Consider the following 17,271-nt stretch of genomic DNA (forward strand, 5'->3'; position numbering starts at 1 on the left):
TATCCTTAATGTTCTCTCTCTTCCCGATGGTCGCCTTAGAGATTGAAGGCGTCTTCCACCAGTTGGCGCTGCTGTTCGGTATGTACGGACATGTAGCCCGCCGCGGGTGCCGCTGACGCCGGCCGTCCAGCAAACTTCAGCTGGGAGCCCAGACCGTCCTTGAGCGAGTCGGCAACGACACGCAGGTTGTGCTGCATGGAGTACCAGGCACCCTGGTTGAGGGGCTCTTCCTGACACCAGACGATATCGGTGACGTTGGAGTACTCCTTGAGCGTTTCGATCAGCTCTTCCTTGGGGAAGGGGTAGAGCTGCTCGACGCGAACAATCGCCACGTCGTCGCGCAGGTTCTCCTCGCGCCAGTTGGCCAGGTCGTAGTAGACCTTGCCGGCACACATGATGATCCGCTCGACCTTGTCGGCATCACGCTGCCCCTGATCCGGCAGCACCATGTTGAAGCTGCCTTCGGCCAGTTCTTCCAGGCTCGAGGTCGCTTCCTTGTGGCGCAGCAGGCTCTTCGGCGACATCACCACCAGCGGCTTGCGCAGCGGGCGAATCACCTGGCGACGCAGCAGGTGGAAGATCTGGGCCGGCGTGGTCGGGACACAGACCTGCATGTTGTGCTCGGCACACAGCTGCAAGAAGCGCTCGAGACGTGCTGACGAGTGCTCAGGCCCCTGCCCTTCAAAGCCGTGAGGCAGCAGCATGGTCAGGCCACACAGACGTCCCCACTTGGTCTCGCCAGAGGAGATGAACTGGTCGACCACGACCTGGGCACCGTTGAAGAAGTCACCGAACTGAGCTTCCCAGATGACCAGCGCATTCGGCATGGTCGTCGAGTAGCCATACTCGAAGGCCAGCACCGCTTCCTCGGAGAGGAAGGAGTCGTGAATGGTGAAGCGCGGCTGACCGTCTGCCATGTGCTGAAGCGGCACATGGGTGGAGCCATCCTTCTGGTTGTGAATCACCGCGTGACGGTGAGAGAAGGTGCCACGCCCCACGTCCTGACCGGTCAGACGGATCGGATGGCCCTGATCCAGCAGCGTCGCGTAGGCCAGAGTCTCGGCAAAGCCCCAGTTCATGGCCATGCCACCGCCCTGCATCTTGCGGCGATCTTCGTAGATCTTGGCGACCTGACGCTGCACCTTCACACCGTCCGGAATCTCGCACATCTTGGCGGCGAGCTGCTTCAGTCGCTTCATGTCGAAGCTGGTATCGGCGTGCCCGGTCCACTCATGACCCAGGTACGGCTTCCAGTCGACGAACAGCGAGGTGTTGGGTTCCTGCACCAGCGCATTGGCCACGTGATTGCCGGCGACCAGGTCATCACGGTACTTCTCGACCACGGCCTTGGCGTCGTCTTCGGTCAGCACGCCCTGCTTCACCAGACGGTCGGCGTAGAGGGCACGAGAAGAGGGATGATCCTTGATCTTCTGGTACATCATCGGCTGAGTGCCGGAGGGCTCATCCGCTTCGTTGTGCCCGCGACGACGGTAGCAGACCAGGTCGATGACCACGTCCTTCTTGAACTGCTGACGATAGTCCAGTGCCACCTGGGTCACGTGGAGCACCGCGTCGGGATCGTCACCGTTCACGTGCAGGATCGGGGCCTGCACCATCTTGGCGATATCGGTGCAGTACTCGGTGGAGCGTGCATCTTCCGGGTGGGACGTGGTGAAGCCCACCTGGTTGTTGATGACGATATGCACCGTGCCGCCAGTCTTGTAGGCGCGGGTCTGGGACATCTGGAATGTCTCCATCACCACACCCTGGCCAGCGAAGGCCGCGTCACCGTGAACGTTGATCGGCAGCACCTTGCCACCGTCCAGGTCATCACGACGATCCTGGCGAGCACGCACGGAGCCTTCCACCACTGGCGCCACGATCTCGAGGTGCGAGGGGTTGAAGGACATCGCCAGGTGAACTTCGCCACCAGGCGTCATCACGTTGGAGCTGAAGCCCTGGTGGTACTTGACGTCGCCGGAGCCGCGTTCGATCAGCTTCTTGCCGTCGAACTCGTCGATCAGCTCACCCGGGTTCTTGCCGAGAATATTGACCAGCACGTTCAGGCGGCCACGGTGGGCCATGCCGATGACGACTTCCTTGGTGCCGTAGCTTCCGGCGCGCTGGATCAGTTCGTCCATCATCGGGATGAAGGTCTCGCCACCCTCGAGGCCGAAGCGCTTGGTGCCGGGGTACTTGGAGGCCAGGTAGCTCTCCAGACCTTCGGCGGCTGTCAGACGCTCAAAGAGCTGCTTGCGGCGGTCATCACCAAAGTCGGGCGCAGAGCGCACGGACTCGAAACGCTGCTGCAGCCAGCGCTTCTCTTCCGTATCGACGATGTGCATGAACTCGCAGCCGATCGCGCGGCAATAGGTGCGATCCAAGGCATCGACGATTTCCTTGAGCGTTGCCTGCTCCTTGCCCAGGAAGAAGGACCCGGTCTGGAACTCGGTGTCGAGGTCGGCCTTCGACAGCTGGTGGAACGCAAGATCCAGATCCGGCACCGGCTTGGCATCGCGCAGCCCCAAGGGGTCGATGTCGGCCTTCTGGTGACCACGGAATCGGTAGGCGTTGATCAGCTGCAGGACCTTGACCTGCTTGCGGCTTTCTTCGCTGTCGGCAGTCGCTGCGCTGGCTACCGCGGTGCGGCGCTCGCGGCCCAGCTGATAGAACTGATCACGGATCGGTGAGAGGGGGGTCTCGTCGGACGGGGCGCCTTCCTGGCGGGACAACTCGTCGAAGTAGTCGCGCCATTCATCGGGGACGGCGCTGGGGTCGTCGAGGTACTGCTCGTAGAGCGCTTCCACGTAGTGGACGTTGCTGCCCGTCACGTGAGAGGAGCGCCACATCAACTCCATTATGCCTTGTTGCATCTCTCGGTCACCCTGCACTGATGGGGTGGTAGTGGGCTCGATGCTAATCCGTACCGCGGGCGTGCTGTCACAGGACATCTAGCGCGATGCCCTGCCCTTCATCACCCATGGCACTGACTATCAGCGAGCGCCCTGGTGGTTCTGCCGCGACCTGTCGGCCGTCGGTCTCTCTGCCTTGCGGTCTTGCTTCATGCTCAAAAGCCGGTGCCCATGGCACCGGCTCTTGACGCTGTCATCCGCGGGCGCGACATCGTGTCGCGCCCGCGAACCGGGACATGATAACAAGCCCGGCGCCACGTTTTAAGTGGCATTCGCGAGCAACATCTCGCGGATCTTGCCGATCGCCCGAGTGGGGTTAAGCCCTTTAGGGCACACCGCCACACAGTTCATGATGCCGCGGCAGCGGAACACGGAGAACGGATCCTCGAGCTCGGACAGCCGCTGCTGGGTGGCCGTATCGCGCGAGTCAGCCAGGAAGCGGTAGGACTGCAGCAGACCCGCAGGACCAACGAACTTCTCCGGGTTCCACCAGAACGACGGGCAGGAGGTCGAGCAGCAGGCGCACAGGATGCACTCGTAGAGACCGTCGAGCTTGTCGCGCTCTTCGGGGGCCTGCAGACGCTCGATCGCCGGCGCCGGCGTATCGTTCTGAAGGTACGGCTGAATCTTCTCGTACTGCTTGTAGAACAGCGCCATATCGACCACCAGGTCACGAATGACCGGCAGCCCAGGCAGCGGGCGCAGTACCAGCTTGTTGTTCTTGACCACTTCAGACAGCGGCGTGATGCAGGCCAGGCCGTTCTTGCCGTTCATGTTCATGCCGTCGCTGCCGCAGACGCCTTCACGGCAGCTGCGACGGAAGGCGACAGAGCTGTCGTCTTCCTTGATCAGCTCAAGCAGGTTCAACACCATCAGGTCACGACCCTGGGTGTCGACCTCGAACTCCTGCATGTAGGGTGCGGAGTCGGTTTCCGGATTGTAGCGGTACAGGGATACCTGAAGCTTTGACATGCTGACTCCCCCTTAGTAGGTGCGGATTTTCGGCTCGAACTTATCCATGGTCTTCGGCGCAAAGTTGACGTCGCGCTGACCGACGCGCTTGTCGCCGGGGAAGAACATGGAATGCTTGAGCCAATTGGCGTCGTCGCGATCCGGATAGTCGTAACGCGAGTGTGCGCCGCGGCTTTCCTTACGCTCCAGGGCAGCGATGGCGGTGGCTTCAGCCACTTCCATCAAGTTGTCCAGCTCCAGCGCCTCGACACGTGCGGTATTGAACGCGTGCGACTTGTCCGCCAGGTGAGCGTTGGCAATACGGCCGCGCAGCTCCGCCAGTTTCTCCACACCCTCGACCATGTTCTTCTCTTCGCGGAAGACGCCGAAGGAGTTCTGCATGATGCTCTGCAACTCGCGCTTGAGCTCAGGCACGCTCTCACCGCCCTCGGACTCGTTCCAGCGAGTGATGCGCTTCATCGCCGTCTCGATGTCGGAGTCACGGGCATCCAGGTATTCGATACCTTCGTTCAGAGCACTCTCGATGTACATACCCGCGGCACGCCCGAAGACCACCAGGTCCAGCAGCGAGTTGCCGCCCAGACGGTTGGCGCCGTGGACAGAAACGCAGGCAGCTTCGCCACAGGCATACAGACCGTTGATGATCTGGTCATTGCCATCAGCATCCTGAGCAATCGCCTGACCGTGCACGTTGGTCGCGATGCCGCCCATCATGTAGTGACACGTCGGCACCACCGGAATCGGCTCCTTGGCCGGGTCCACATGGGCGAAGGTCTTGGCCAGCTCGACGATCCCGGGAAGGCGCTTGGACAGCACTTCTTCGCCCAGATGGTCCAGCTTGAGGAAGACGTGATCGCCGTTTTCGCCACAGCCACGTCCTTCCAGAATCTCCATGACCATGGAGCGAGCGACCACGTCACGGCCGGCCAGGTCCTTGGCGTTCGGGGCGTAACGCTCCATGAAGCGCTCGCCGTCCTTGTTCACCAGGTAGCCACCCTCACCGCGACACCCTTCGGTCACCAGCACGCCTGCGCCGTGGATGCCGGTCGGGTGGAACTGCCACATTTCCATGTCCTGCATCGGCACGCCGGCACGCAGGGCCATGCCGATACCGTCGCCGGTATTGATCAGGGCATTGGTAGTGGAGGCATAGATACGGCCGGAACCACCGGTGGCCAGAACGGTCGCCTTGGACTTGACGTGCACCACTTCGCCCGTCTCGATGTCCATGGCGATACAACCCACCACGTCGCCGTTGGCGTTCTTCACCAGATCGACGGCGTACCACTCGTTGAGGAAGGTGGTGTTGTTTTTCAGATTGTTCTGATACAGCGTGTGCAGCAGAGCGTGTCCAGTACGGTCGGCAGCGGCACAGGTACGTGCTGCCTGGCCACCCTCGCCGAAGTTCTTGGACTGACCGCCAAACGGGCGCTGGTAGATACGACCGTTGTCAAAACGGGAGAACGGCAGGCCCATGTGCTCAAGCTCGAACACCGCCTTCGGCCCTTCGGAACACATGTACTCCGCGGCGTCCTGGTCGGTGATGTAGTCACCCCCCTTGACGGTGTCATACATGTGCCAGCGCCAATCGTCATTGGGATCGGCAGAAGCGATGGCACAGGTGATACCCCCCTGGGCGGACACGGTGTGCGAACGGGTCGGAAAGACCTTGGACAGCACCGCGGTCTTCTTGCCGGACTTGGCCAGCTCCAGTGCGGCACGCAGGCCAGCACCACCGCCACCGATGATGATGGCGTCAAAGGTCAAACTACGCATGGTTGACATGTAATCAGGCTCCCCACAGCACTTGGATGCCCCAGACCAGGAACACGAAGATGGCAATGATGATGACGGACTGGGCGCCGACACGAATGCCGGTCGGCTTGATGTAGTCGGTGGTCACGGTCCACAGACCCACCCAGGCATGGGCGGCGAGAGACACAAAGGCCAACAGCGAAAAGATACGCATCCAGGTCTGTTCGAACAGACCGCTCCAGGTGGCGTAGTCGAGCTGCGGGTGAGCCAGCAGGTAGACCACCAGGAACACCGTATAAAGGGCCATGACCACCGCACTGGCACGCTGGATGATCCAGTCTGACAGACCGCTGCGGCTGAAGCTCGTGATGTTGGTTACCATACCCAGACTCCTGCCAGAATGATCAGAACAACGCTCGCCACGATAGTGATCTGAGCCTTCTTCACTGCGCCTTCAAGAGATACGCCGATGTTGGCGTCCATGATGAAGTGCTTGCAGCCAGCGACGAAGTGGAACGCCAGGGCGGACAACAGACCCCATGCCACCAGCTTGGCGAAGAAGTTGTGCGCCAGCGCGTCACGCACGGCTTCGAAACCGGCGGGGGAAGACAACGAAGCGTCCAGCGCCCAGAAGCCGAAGATCAATCCGACAAAGAGGATGACGCCGGTGATCCGGTGGGTAATCGACGTCAAGGCGGGAAGGGGGAAGTGGATCGTGGACAGATCCAGATTTACGGGTCGTTTGCTATTCACGGCTCTCTACACACTCTCTTGGCCCACTCTACGACAGACGGGCCAGAGGCCCGAGCGGGCGGTGGTTTTGGGAAGGGCGCTGTCGTGAACCAACCCTCGACAAGTTGGACACGACCTCCTGTTCCTGCCAGTCGCGGCCTGAATTATAGGGACATGCCCCCACCATGACAAATGGCATCGCGTCACAATTTGCTCGCTGCTTCGAAGCAAAATGCAGCAAAGCTGCATAGAAACGCCACCTCGTCAAGATGCTGCGCCGCAAAACGCCCATTTTTGATGCAAAGCATCAAAAACTATACAAACACTGTACTGCTAATTGAGCATAGTACAACAGCAAGGTTTCGATGGGAGAATTGACAATATCCTGAACGCTTCTATAGTGGGCGAACCTTTTTTGCCGGGCGACCCCCTATTCGTCGGCACGTTAGTGAGAAATAACTACGTATCGCTCCATATCGAACACGAAGGAGGCCAGACATGGCTGACAGAAAAGCGACCCTGACGGTGGATGGTCTGGAGAACCCTGTCGAACTTCCCATTCACTCGGGCACTCTGGGCCCAGACGTCATCGACGTCCGTGGCCTCGGTGCAGAAGGCCTCTTTACCTTCGACCCTGGCTTCCTGGCCACCGCCTCCTGCGAATCCGGCATCACTTACATCGATGGCGAGAAAGGCGTTTTGCTGCATCGCGGCTACCCGATCGAGCAGCTGGCCAAGAACTCCAACTTCGTCGAGCTCTGCTACACCCTGCTGTTCGGTGAACTGCCCAACGACGAGCAGTACAAGGATTTCGAGCATCGTGTGCGCAACCACACCATGGTGCACGAGCAGATCGCGAACTTCTTCAAGGGCTTCCGCCGCGACGCCCACCCGATGTCGATTCTGTGTGGTGTAGTCGGCGGCCTGGCGGCCTTCTACCACGACCACCTGGACATCACTCAGACCCAGGACCGCGAGATCAGCGCCATCCGCCTGATCGCCAAGATGCCCACCATCGCGGCCATGTCCTACAAGTACAACATCGGTCAACCGTTCAACTATCCGCGCAACGATCTGAACTACGCAGAGAACTTCCTCTACATGATGTTCAGCAATCCGTGCGAGCCCTACGAAATCAACCCGGTCTACGCCAAGGCGATGGATCGTATCTTCATGCTGCACGCCGACCACGAGCAGAACGCCTCGACGTCGACGGTGCGCCTGGCAGGCTCCACCGGCGCCAACCCGTTCGCCTGCATCAGCGCCGGCATCGCCGCCCTGTGGGGCCCCGCCCATGGCGGCGCCAACGAAGCGGTCCTGAACATGCTCGACGAAATCGGTGACGATTCCGAAGAGAACATTCAGCGCTTCATCGACAAGGCCAAGGACAAGGAAGATCCGTTCAAGCTGATGGGCTTTGGCCACCGCGTCTACCGCAACTTCGACCCCCGCGCCAAGGTCATGAAAGAGACCTGCGACGAAGTCCTGGCGGAACTCGGCAAGGCAGACGATCCCCAGCTCAAGATCGCCAAGCGCCTGGAGCAGATTGCCCTGGAAGACGAATACTTCGTGGAGCGCCAGCTCTACCCGAACGTCGACTTCTACTCTGGCATCATCCTCAAGGCGATGGGCATCCCGACCAACATGTTCACGGTCATCTTCGCCGTGTCTCGTACCATTGGCTGGATTTCCCACTGGCACGAGATGCTCAGCGACAGCTACAAGATCAGCCGTCCTCGCCAGCTCTACACTGGCCACACCCAGCGCGACTACCCGACGAAGTAAGCGTCATCGCTTCGACACTGAGCATCAGCAAGGGCCGCCCACCAGGGCGGCCCTTGTCGTTAATAGGGTTCAAGGATGAATCAGCGGCACCACAAGCGCTATGCTGACCCTTCACGCCTTATCCAACAGCCACAAAATGACGAAGGAGCCTCTTGATGAGCCAGCAGATTTCCACGGTCGCTTTTATCGGCCTTGGCGTCATGGGATACCCCATGGCCGGACACCTTGCCCAGGCAGGGCTGGATGTGCGCGTCTACAACCGCACCTCGGCAAAGGCCCAGCAATGGACCGAGCAGTTCGGCGGCAGTCACCACCCGACCCCGGCAGAAGCCGCCAAGGGGGCGGATCTGGTACTGGTCTGTGTCGGCAATGACAACGATGTCCGCGACGTGGTCACCGGCGCCGATGGCGCCCTGCAAGGACTGGCAGCAGGAGCACTGCTGGTCGACCACACCACCGCCTCGTCCAGCCTCGCCGAAGAGCTCGGCAAGGCCTGCGCAGAGCGTGAGGTGGGCTTCATTGACGCCCCCGTCTCCGGCGGCCAGCAAGGGGCCGAGAAGGGTGCATTGACCATCATGTGCGGCGCACAGGAAGACAGCTTCGAACGTGCCCGCCCCACCCTGCTTCACTATGGAAGAGCCGTGACGCGCATGGGCGACATTGGCGCCGGCCAGTTGACCAAGATGGTCAACCAGATCTGCATTGCCGGCCTTGTCCAGGGCCTCGCCGAGGGCATGCACTTTGCAGAAAAGGCTGGCCTCGACCAACACCGGGTGATCGAGGTCATCAGCCAGGGGGCCGCCGGCTCCTGGCAAATGGAAAACCGGCACGACACGATGATCAAGGATGAATACGATCACGGCTTCGCGGTGGACTGGATGCGCAAGGATCTCGACATCTGCCTGAGCCAGGCGCGCCAACTCGATGCACGACTGCCCGTCACTGCTCTTGTCGATCAATTCTACGCAGAGGTCCAGGCCCTGGGCGGTGGACGCTGGGACACGTCGTCCCTACTGAGACGCCTTAAGGCCACGGATCGCAAAGACTGACTTTTCACATACCAGCAGGGGCAGCAACATCACGCTGCCCCCAGCCTGCCCTCTCGCGACTCCATCTGGAAAGCCAACCTCCTCCCCCTGATACCCCCAGGCTCTCGTTTTCCACACTTTCTGTGGATAACCCTGTTCACAACCTATCGAAACCGCCCCTCAATCGCCATGAAATGGGCCTCGACCTTAAATTGGTCAATTTTTGACCTTAAGTAAGCTGTTGAAATACAAGGAAAAAAATAAAAAACGCGTAACCACGGGCGCTATCCCCGAAGCGAGAGCTGACCGGGGCAGGTTGAGCAGTGGTGGTGGACAAATACCCTTTGCTGTCAAGCCGACAATGACAACAAATGGCAATAATCCACAGGCCAATTTGGCATCAACATCTGTTGACAGATGTAGCTAGGCAGAATGCTACGCAGACCAAGAAACCCTCAGCCTAATGCTTTTGCATTAAGCCAAGTGACAAGGCATATAGATAAGCGGCATCAAAAGAAGAGTGGCGTCCCATAGGGGGTTCGAACCCCTGTTCCCGCCGTGAAAGGGCGGTGTCCTAGACCACTAGACGAATGGGACGCAGCCTGAAACGAGGATGGTGGAGCCTAGCGGGATCGAACCGCTGACCTCGACACTGCCAGTGTCGCGCTCTCCCAGCTGAGCTAAGGCCCCGTCTCGTTAAGACGATGCGTATAGTACTGATTCCACTTGTTTCGGTCAAGCCATCCTGGCAGAAATTTGAAGGCCCGAGCGCCTGTGGCCGTCCTGTCGACGCCGTTGGCTGCTCACGGAGACTCGGCCACCGCCGACTCAAGGACTTAACGTCAAGAGGGCGCCAGCGACGTTGCGCTGGCGCCCTCTCTTGCTAGCGCTCTTCAGCCTGTTGCCACCGCCCCTTGCAGATGGCGGTGCTAGCTTATCGGCAGCTCACGGCTATTCCGCCGGCAGCTCGCGGTACTCTTTCTCGAAACGCTTGGCCTGCTTCTTCGACACGCCGCCCAGCACACCAATGGCATGGCGCAAGCGGGCTCGGGTCATGTCGGAGCCAATGATCGCCATCGCATCCATGACGGAGGTGCTGGACGAAGAGCCGGTGATCGCGATGAACACGGGAGCCAACAGTGCCTTCATCTTGAGATCAAAGTGAGCCCCCAGGAGCTTGACCTCCTCCAGCAGCGACGCCTTGTCCCAACGGGTCACATTCTCGAAACGCCACACCAGGAACTGCAGCAGCTTGAGCAGGTCTTCCCGCTCGAGCTTGATATCGCTGAAGCTTGCTTCACTGATATTCGGCAGTCCGGAGAAAAAATGGCCCGCCAAGGGCGCGACATCCGACAGGGTATCCACGCGTGTGCGCACCTGAGGGAGAATCTCGGAAACGTACTCTTCGTTGAAGGCCCATTTCATCAGCGCTTCGAGAAAGCCACGATCATCCAGGTCTTCACGCAGGTAGACACCGTTGAGCCAGGTCAGCTTTTCAAGGTCGAATACCGGCCCGCCAAGCGACACACGCTGAATATCGAAGTGCTCCATCATCTCGGACAGCGAGAACTTCTCCCGGTCGTCAGGCATGGACCAACCCATGCGACCAAGGTAGTTGGTCACTGCCTGAGGCAGGAAGCCCATGCGACGGTAGTAATTGATGGACGTCGGATTCTTGCGCTTCGACAGCTTGGACTTATCAGGGTTACGCAGCAGCGGCATATGACAGAGAGACGGCATCTCCCAACCAAAGTACTCATACAGGAGCTGGTGCTTGGGTGCCGAGTTGATCCACTCCTCACCGCGCAGCACATGCGTGATGCCCATCAGGTGATCGTCGACCACGTTGGCCAGGTGGTACGTCGGCATACCGTCCGACTTGAGCAGGATCTGCGCATCGACCTGCGCCCAGTCCACTTCGATCTCACCGCGCAACATGTCCTGCACCACACAGGGGCCACTGGCGGGTACGTTCATGCGCACCACGTAAGGCATGCCCTCACGCTCACGGCGTGCCTGCTCTTCCGGCTCCAACGCCAGATCAGCAGGCTTCAGGGCAAGATGCAGCCCCTCGGCCTTGCGCGCTTCACGCAGTTCATCCAGCTCTTCGCTGGTGCGATAGCACTTGAAAGCATGTCCGGCATCCAGCAACGTCTGCGCGTGCTGGGCATAGATCTCACCACGTTCGCTCTGGCGGTAGGGTCCATGGGGACCGCCCACATCAGGACCTTCATCCCAGTCGAGGCCGAGCCAGCGCAGCGAGTCGAGAATCATCTGCTCCGACTCCGCGGTAGAGCGGACTCGATCCGTATCTTCGATACGCAGGATGAACTCTCCGCCGTGCTGGCGAGCAAAGCACAGGTTGAACAAGGCAATGTAGGCAGTACCTACGTGAGGGTCCCCCGTGGGCGACGGGGCGATACGCGTGCGAACAGTCATAACGTCCTGCATCCTGAATAGGTTGAAGCCAAGCTGGTAGCGTGGGCGCATTATACGCACCGTGGACGCAATTGCGCAGGGGCCAGCGCCGCTGACCATCGCCCCACTCTATGCAGAGCGCATGGCAGGCTCAGCCTGACGTCGAGTCAACCCAGAGCACGCGCGGTGGCTCGCACAACGGAGCGACGGAACAGCGAAACCAACGGAACGACATAACGAACGTCACGAACGGCCGCCACATACAAACGCAACAACAGAGGAGTGAGATCATGTCGCAGTCATCCCCCAGGTTACCCGAGGACTACTGTGCCATCGTCGTGGGCAGTGGCGGTGGCATTGGTCGTGCGGTGCTGGAGCGGTTGCTGACCGATCAGCGTCTCGGTCGGCTTATCAGTGTCAGTCGTCGACCCACGGATCAGCTGGATCCCCGGCACGAGCCCATCGCCGCCGATATCACCGCGGCAGATGGCCGAGAGGCGCTGTCCCAGGCACTGCATGAGCAGGCAGGCGCGGTTCATCTGGTGGTCAATGCCGTCGGCCTGCTGCACGATGATGCTCGCGGCGTCCAGCCCGAGAAACGCCTTGAGGAGCTTGACGAAGCCGCCCTGCTCGCTCTCTACCAGATCAACGCCATTACGCCCGCCCTGCTTTTAAAGACGCTGCTCCCGCATTTCAAAGGCCAGCACCCTGCGACCTTTCTCAGCCTTTCCGCTCGCGTCGGGTCGATCGGCGACAACGGCCTGGGCGGCTGGTACGGATACCGGGCCAGCAAGGCCGCCCACAATATGCTGATGAAGACGGCAGCCATCGAACTCAAGCGTTTAAATCCACAGTCTTGCGTGCTGAGCTTTCATCCAGGCACGACCGACACCGAGCTCTCTCGCCCGTTCCAGGCACGAGTACCTGAAGGCAAGCTGTTCAGTCCCGAGTTCGTTGCCGACGCCATCCTTCAGGTAGTGGAACAGCATGGCCCCGATGACAGTGGAGGCTTCTACGACTGGGCAAATACCTCTATTGACTGGTAGTTATCCCAGCACCCTAGGTATATCGTTGACTCCTGATATTGCATATGGAGACCTTATGAATGAGTATTCTAAGTTCTCTTATTGTGTCGACAGGGTGGTTCCATGGACGCGCTGGGTCCGCGCATCAAGTCTTTACGAATGGCAGCCGGTCTGAACAAGGCAGCACTGGCACGCCAGGTGGGGGTCTCGGACGTTACCATTTCCTATTGGGAGTCCGGCACGATCAAGCAAATTGGACATGAGCGCCTCGTGGCATTGTCCCAGGCGCTCAACTGCCCGCTCAGCCACCTGCTGGAGGGTGAGCCAAGCCGCCCCTCTCCTCTCTACCTGCGGTCATCACTACCACTGCCTTGGCAGGAAGTGGCACACAAGGGTATCGACCTTCCGCTGGAGCTGATTCCCGACCAGCGCTGGGACGGAGACTGCCATCTCGTGACGCCGGCCCCACAGGAACACTTCGACTTTCTAGGCCCCCTGGACCTGGCAGCCGTCGCCCCGACGGATATCTTTCGCCAGCCCGGCCTTTACTTGATCGCGGAAGAACAGCAGCTCTATATACGCCGTGTGGCGCAGGACGCCAATGGTCAACTGACCTTCCAGCGCCAAGGACAAACAGCGACCACCCCCTACCACAGCGGCATGCGCCTCAAGGCGAAGCTCGTCGCCGTGTGGAGAAACGACAGCTCGGCGTGATCAACCAAAGAGCGAGCGGCAACGGAGCTGCCCTTGCCGCCGCCCACACGACAACGCTCAACGCCTATTGTGCGTATTCCGCCTTCAACACTCTTCTGCGCCAGATCTTCTCATTCCCCATCATTTGCCACGGCCTTCTAGCGGCTCTCGGCACACAGGCACTGACTGGCCCTCGCGGCTAGCGTTGCTGCTGGACCTCGACATCATCCAAGGTGCGCCGCACCTCCTGCCCCACCAGGAACCGCTCGCTGGTCTCCACCAGCTTGCCCAGGCCATGCTCGGATTCAACCACCAGCGGCCCCGACAGATATCTGCCTCGCTCGCCAATGCTGGCCTTTACCGCCGCTGGCTGAACGTCCGCAGGCGCCGTCGCGAATTCAATTCGATAGTACCCGTCCGGCAGACCGCTGCCAGGCCCATACGGCCCGGCGCTGACAGCGCCATCGGTCACCTGGGTGCGTGACTGCCAACGAACGTTGCTGGCCTCCCGCACCACCCGAAGCTGAACCCGCGTACCCGCCGGCAGATTCGTTGTGGCCGTGACGTACATGCGCCGGTCAGGCCCTAGCTGACTGTCCAAGGCAACGGCCACCGGCTCGGCAAGACGCTCATCGATGGGAGATGCGTCCTCAGCCTCCTGGGGAGGAGACTCTTGTGGCAATTCCCTTGCCGCCATGGGCTGGCGTGCCTCAGTGGCGCGCTCCTGCTCGGAGGCCACATTGACGCCAGACGACTTGCCGTCGTCGTCACAGGCAACAAGTGCCACGGATATCAGTAACCATCCAATTCGCCATGCGGACATAGCCTTCCCCCTTGTCTACTCCAAAAGACTAACACGCGAGTGCAGGGGTGTACCTGTTAAGCGTCAGCGCAACTTTAACCAAAACACTAGCTCACCAATTACTTACATTTCTTAATGCATTAATACCAATTAAAACCCACAAAAGCTTAGTAAAAAGGAACTATGCCGTAAGAAGCATCTAATCTAAACCATAACAACAACAGGATGTGACGCTTGTAAAAAGCGCCAACCCGATGACCCCAATAAGCACTACTGCGGCATAGGCGAGGTACCGACCGATGACTCTACAAAAGAAACTTCTTGTGATCGCACTGGCCAGTGCAATGGCGACCCTGACCGCCTGCTCTGGCGACTCTAGCAACTCTCGCACGCTGGCAAGCAATAGCCAGGACCCGATCACCAGTGATGATGATTCTACCGGAGGCGGCGGCGACGGAAGCGGTGGCGGCAATGGAAGCGGCGGCGGCGACGGAAACGGCGGCGGCGATGGAGACGGCGGCGGCGATGGAGACGGCGGCGGCGATGGAGACGGCGGCGGCGATGGAGACGGCGGCGGCGATGGAGACGGCGGCGGCGATGGAGACGGCGGCGGCGATGGAGACGGCGGCGGCGATGGAGACGGCGGCGGCGATGGAGACGGCGGCGGCGATGGAGACGGCGGCGGCGATGGAGACGGTGGCGATGGTATTGCCCGCAGCTCGCTGGAAAACCTCAGCATTGCGACAGCCGACACGGCCGGCGGTATCGATCAGACCCTGACCGATATCGGCACAGGTATCTCCCAACAGCAGGCCGTTCCTCAGCTTTCAAGCGTCACACAGCCGGCTGGCACCATCATCAGCGAGGGCGGGGACGTGGTCGGGGATGTCTCGACCGGCGTTCGTAGCGGACTTGGCGATATCAGTAACAATGACAACTATCTCGGCACCACCGCTGCAGGCATCACCAATGGTGCCGGCGAAGCGGGCCAGATGGTGTCGGCCACCGGAGCCACGGTGGAAGCCCTCGCCACCCTCCCGGTCGTCATGGAATTGAACGCTAGAACAGGTCTCGTCACCAAGCTTGGCACCACTGTCCAGGGACTCGGCGGTAAGGTAGAACGGGTCGGAGATGCCCTCAGCGTCAACCTGGAGGACTCGGACCAGGTGCTGGGTGGGCTCACGACCAAGCTCAGCACGAGTCTGCGCCCAGTGCTGCTGGGAACCGATGGCAAGGTGACCCGCGTGGCCCAGGCGCTGGTACTGCCCGCCCAGGCTGGCAACCTTTTGCTGCGCAGCGGCGAAACCTTGGGCGAACTCGGTCAGCGAATCGGGCAGCGTTACACCTTGCTGGGCGGGGCAGGTAACAGCGTCACCGGCACCGGTGGGATCGTCATCGCCACAGGTGAGCTGCTCGGTGGAGGCAGTGCCAACGATGGTAACGGCCTGGGCGACCTGCTTACTGGCGATACCACGGCACCCAACGATGGTCGAACTGACCTTGAGCGCACAGTGGCCAGTGCGGGCCAGGCCGGTACTGGCGTCGGCAACGCCGTGACGTCCCTGGGTAACGGCATCTCTCAGCAGAGCCTCGCTGGTCAGGGTGAATTCATTACCGATGGCCTGGGCAATGTCGTGATCAACTCGGGCGAGGCCGTATCGGGGGTCACTGGTGGCCTCAGCAACGGTGTCGGTAATATCTCCAACAACCCCAATGCCTTGGGTACCAGCCTGGCGGGAGGTGGCGTCGCGGTATCTGAGACCGGTGAAGTGGTCTCAAGTCTCGGTGCCACCGTGGGCGATCTGCGCCAGCTCCCGCTGGTCATGCAGCTGGATACCCGCACCGGCGCCATTTCTCAACTCGGCAGCAGCCTGGCGCAACTGGGAGGCGGCGTGACCCAGGCCGGCAACACCCTGGCCCTGAGTTTCAATGATCAGACATCCCACCTTGGTGGGCTGACCAGTGAAATCACCGCCGTTGTTCGCCCTGTGGTGATCCATACCGACAGCGGAGTGACGCAGCTCAGTCAGGCGCTGGTGGTCGGGCCTGAAGCCGGCAACTTGCTGATTCGTGCGGGAGTGGCCGTGGATGGACTGGGTGGACGCATCGGCGGCAATGGGGCACTCGCCTCAGGTCTTGGCAGCACGGTCAGCGGTGTCGGTGGCGTTGTCGCCAACACCGGCCGACTGCTGGGAGGTGACGAAGCGCGCCTTATCGCAAGCCTTGATGGGCAAGGCCTCAGCAAGCTCGAATCTGCTGGACTGCTGGGTGACGGCGCACTGCTCTCGGGACTTGGCGGTAGCCAGGACGGCAATAGCCTCACCGGCGGCCTGGACAGTCAGCTGGGAGGAGACAGTAACCTGATCGCTGGCCTCAACGACAGCCTTGGCGGCAATCTGACCCAAGGCTTGAACGGAGCTCTGGGAGGCGATAGCTCAGGCGGCCTCACCTCCGGGCTGGGCTCGACCCTGGGTGGCGGCGACAGCGGTGGCGGCCTGGTCTCCGGCGTCAACGACACCCTGACCAACACTCTGGGAGGCGATAGCAGCGGTGGCGGCCTGGTCTCCGGCGTCAACGACACCCTGACCAACACCCTGGGAGGCGATAGCAGCGGTGGCGGCCTGGTCTCCGGCGTCAATGACACCCTGACCAACACCCTGGGAGGCGATAGCAGCGGTGGCGGTGGCACAGGCGTCACGTCAGGTATCAGCAACGCCCTGGTGGGTTCAGAGGGTGATGGTGGCCTGGTCGGCGGCACCCTGGATACCGTCGGCGGCGTCACCGATAAGCTGACGGGAGGGCTTACCGGCAGCGAGGGCTCCGGCTCTGAAGGGGGGGCCAAGACAGGTGGCCTGACCGGCATCGTGGGAGGTCTGCTTGGCGGCAACAAATAAGCTGCGGCTGAGATGATCTGAAGGCCCGGCACCCTGACGGGTGTCGGGCCTTTGTTCTCTCTGCCTTCTCTTTGTGCTCGGCCTTTGTGTACGGCCTTTGTGTACGGCCTCTATGCTCAGCCTCAACAGTTACGCTCAGCGCGCTCATGACCCTCAGCGCTCTTGATCATTCTCGACACGAGAGCCAAGTGACAAGGCTCCTTTTAACAAGACCCATAACGATAAACGAGGCCTCGCCTGCTGCGACGCGCCTTG

The 17,271-nt window shown here is 60.7% G+C and carries 12 protein-coding genes and 2 tRNA genes; 5 read left to right on the top strand and 9 right to left on the bottom strand.

Annotated features, from left to right (window positions below; genetic code table 11):
• Positions 1-35: 35 nt before the first annotated feature.
• From KUV86_RS17425 to sdhC, 5 genes are all read right to left on the bottom strand, one after another.
• Positions 36-2,873, bottom strand: coding sequence for a 2-oxoglutarate dehydrogenase E1 component (locus KUV86_RS17425; RefSeq protein ID WP_222485922.1), 2,838 nt, complete (start codon positions 2,871-2,873; stop codon positions 36-38).
• Between the two features lie 300 nt (positions 2,874-3,173).
• Positions 3,174-3,884 (bottom strand): succinate dehydrogenase iron-sulfur subunit, encoded by a 711-nt coding sequence (locus tag KUV86_RS17430; RefSeq protein ID WP_206944431.1) that lies wholly within the window; start codon positions 3,882-3,884, stop codon positions 3,174-3,176.
• A 12-nt stretch (positions 3,885-3,896) separates the two neighbouring features.
• Positions 3,897-5,669: a succinate dehydrogenase flavoprotein subunit gene (gene sdhA, locus KUV86_RS17435; RefSeq protein WP_222483599.1), complete on the bottom strand. Its 1,773-nt coding sequence runs from the start codon at positions 5,667-5,669 to the stop codon at positions 3,897-3,899.
• Between the two features lie 4 nt (positions 5,670-5,673).
• On the bottom strand, positions 5,674-6,021 hold the full coding sequence (gene sdhD, locus KUV86_RS17440; protein WP_206944437.1) for a succinate dehydrogenase, hydrophobic membrane anchor protein: 348 nt from the start codon (positions 6,019-6,021) through the stop codon (positions 5,674-5,676).
• Positions 6,015-6,392, bottom strand: a complete 378-nt coding sequence (sdhC, locus tag KUV86_RS17445) for a succinate dehydrogenase, cytochrome b556 subunit (protein WP_206944439.1) — start codon at positions 6,390-6,392, stop codon at positions 6,015-6,017. The genes sdhD and sdhC overlap by 7 nt, the downstream gene beginning before the upstream one ends.
• A 477-nt stretch (positions 6,393-6,869) precedes the next feature.
• On the opposite strand from sdhC, the gene gltA reads away from it, so the two are divergent.
• Both gltA and KUV86_RS17455 read left to right on the top strand, forming a co-directional pair.
• A complete protein-coding gene (gene gltA, locus KUV86_RS17450) occupies positions 6,870-8,156 on the top strand; it encodes a citrate synthase (protein ID WP_206944441.1) in 1,287 nt (428 codons plus the stop codon).
• A gap of 155 nt (positions 8,157-8,311) precedes the next feature.
• Entirely contained in the window at positions 8,312-9,205 is an 894-nt protein-coding gene (locus KUV86_RS17455; RefSeq protein WP_222164258.1) for an NAD(P)-dependent oxidoreductase, read from the top strand.
• 500 nt (positions 9,206-9,705) lie between these two features.
• Here KUV86_RS17455 and KUV86_RS17460 read toward each other — a convergent pair.
• The 3 genes from KUV86_RS17460 to gltX all read right to left on the bottom strand — a co-directional run bounded on the left by KUV86_RS17460 (position 9,706) and on the right by gltX (position 11,623).
• A tRNA-Glu gene (locus KUV86_RS17460) sits at positions 9,706-9,781 on the bottom strand.
• A gap of 17 nt (positions 9,782-9,798) precedes the next feature.
• Positions 9,799-9,874 (bottom strand) — tRNA-Ala (locus tag KUV86_RS17465).
• 261 nt (positions 9,875-10,135) lie between these two features.
• A complete protein-coding gene (gene gltX / locus KUV86_RS17470) occupies positions 10,136-11,623 on the bottom strand; it encodes a glutamate--tRNA ligase (RefSeq protein ID WP_222164259.1) in 1,488 nt (495 codons plus the stop codon).
• Between the two features lie 269 nt (positions 11,624-11,892).
• Here gltX and KUV86_RS17475 point away from each other — a divergent pair, with 269 nt between their 5' ends.
• Together KUV86_RS17475 and KUV86_RS17480 are read left to right on the top strand one after the other, a co-directional pair.
• Complete coding sequence (locus KUV86_RS17475; RefSeq protein ID WP_222485924.1) at positions 11,893-12,648, top strand: SDR family NAD(P)-dependent oxidoreductase; 756 nt, start codon at positions 11,893-11,895, stop codon at positions 12,646-12,648.
• A gap of 102 nt (positions 12,649-12,750) precedes the next feature.
• Complete coding sequence (locus KUV86_RS17480) at positions 12,751-13,341, top strand: helix-turn-helix domain-containing protein (RefSeq protein ID WP_206944449.1); 591 nt, start codon at positions 12,751-12,753, stop codon at positions 13,339-13,341.
• A gap of 178 nt (positions 13,342-13,519) precedes the next feature.
• Here the strand turns inward: KUV86_RS17480 and KUV86_RS17485 are convergent, their stop codons facing one another.
• Complete coding sequence (locus KUV86_RS17485; RefSeq protein ID WP_222485926.1) at positions 13,520-14,143, bottom strand: hypothetical protein; 624 nt, start codon at positions 14,141-14,143, stop codon at positions 13,520-13,522.
• Positions 14,144-14,421: 278 nt separating this feature from the next.
• Here KUV86_RS17485 and KUV86_RS17490 point away from each other — a divergent pair, with 278 nt between their 5' ends.
• On the top strand, positions 14,422-17,016 hold the full coding sequence (locus tag KUV86_RS17490; protein WP_222485928.1) for a collagen-like triple helix repeat-containing protein: 2,595 nt from the start codon (positions 14,422-14,424) through the stop codon (positions 17,014-17,016).
• The last annotated feature ends 255 nt before the right edge of the window (positions 17,017-17,271 follow it).

Source organism: Halomonas sp. DP8Y7-3 (assembly GCF_019801675.1).
GTDB classification, from domain to species: domain Bacteria; phylum Pseudomonadota; class Gammaproteobacteria; order Pseudomonadales; family Halomonadaceae; genus Halomonas; species Halomonas litopenaei_A.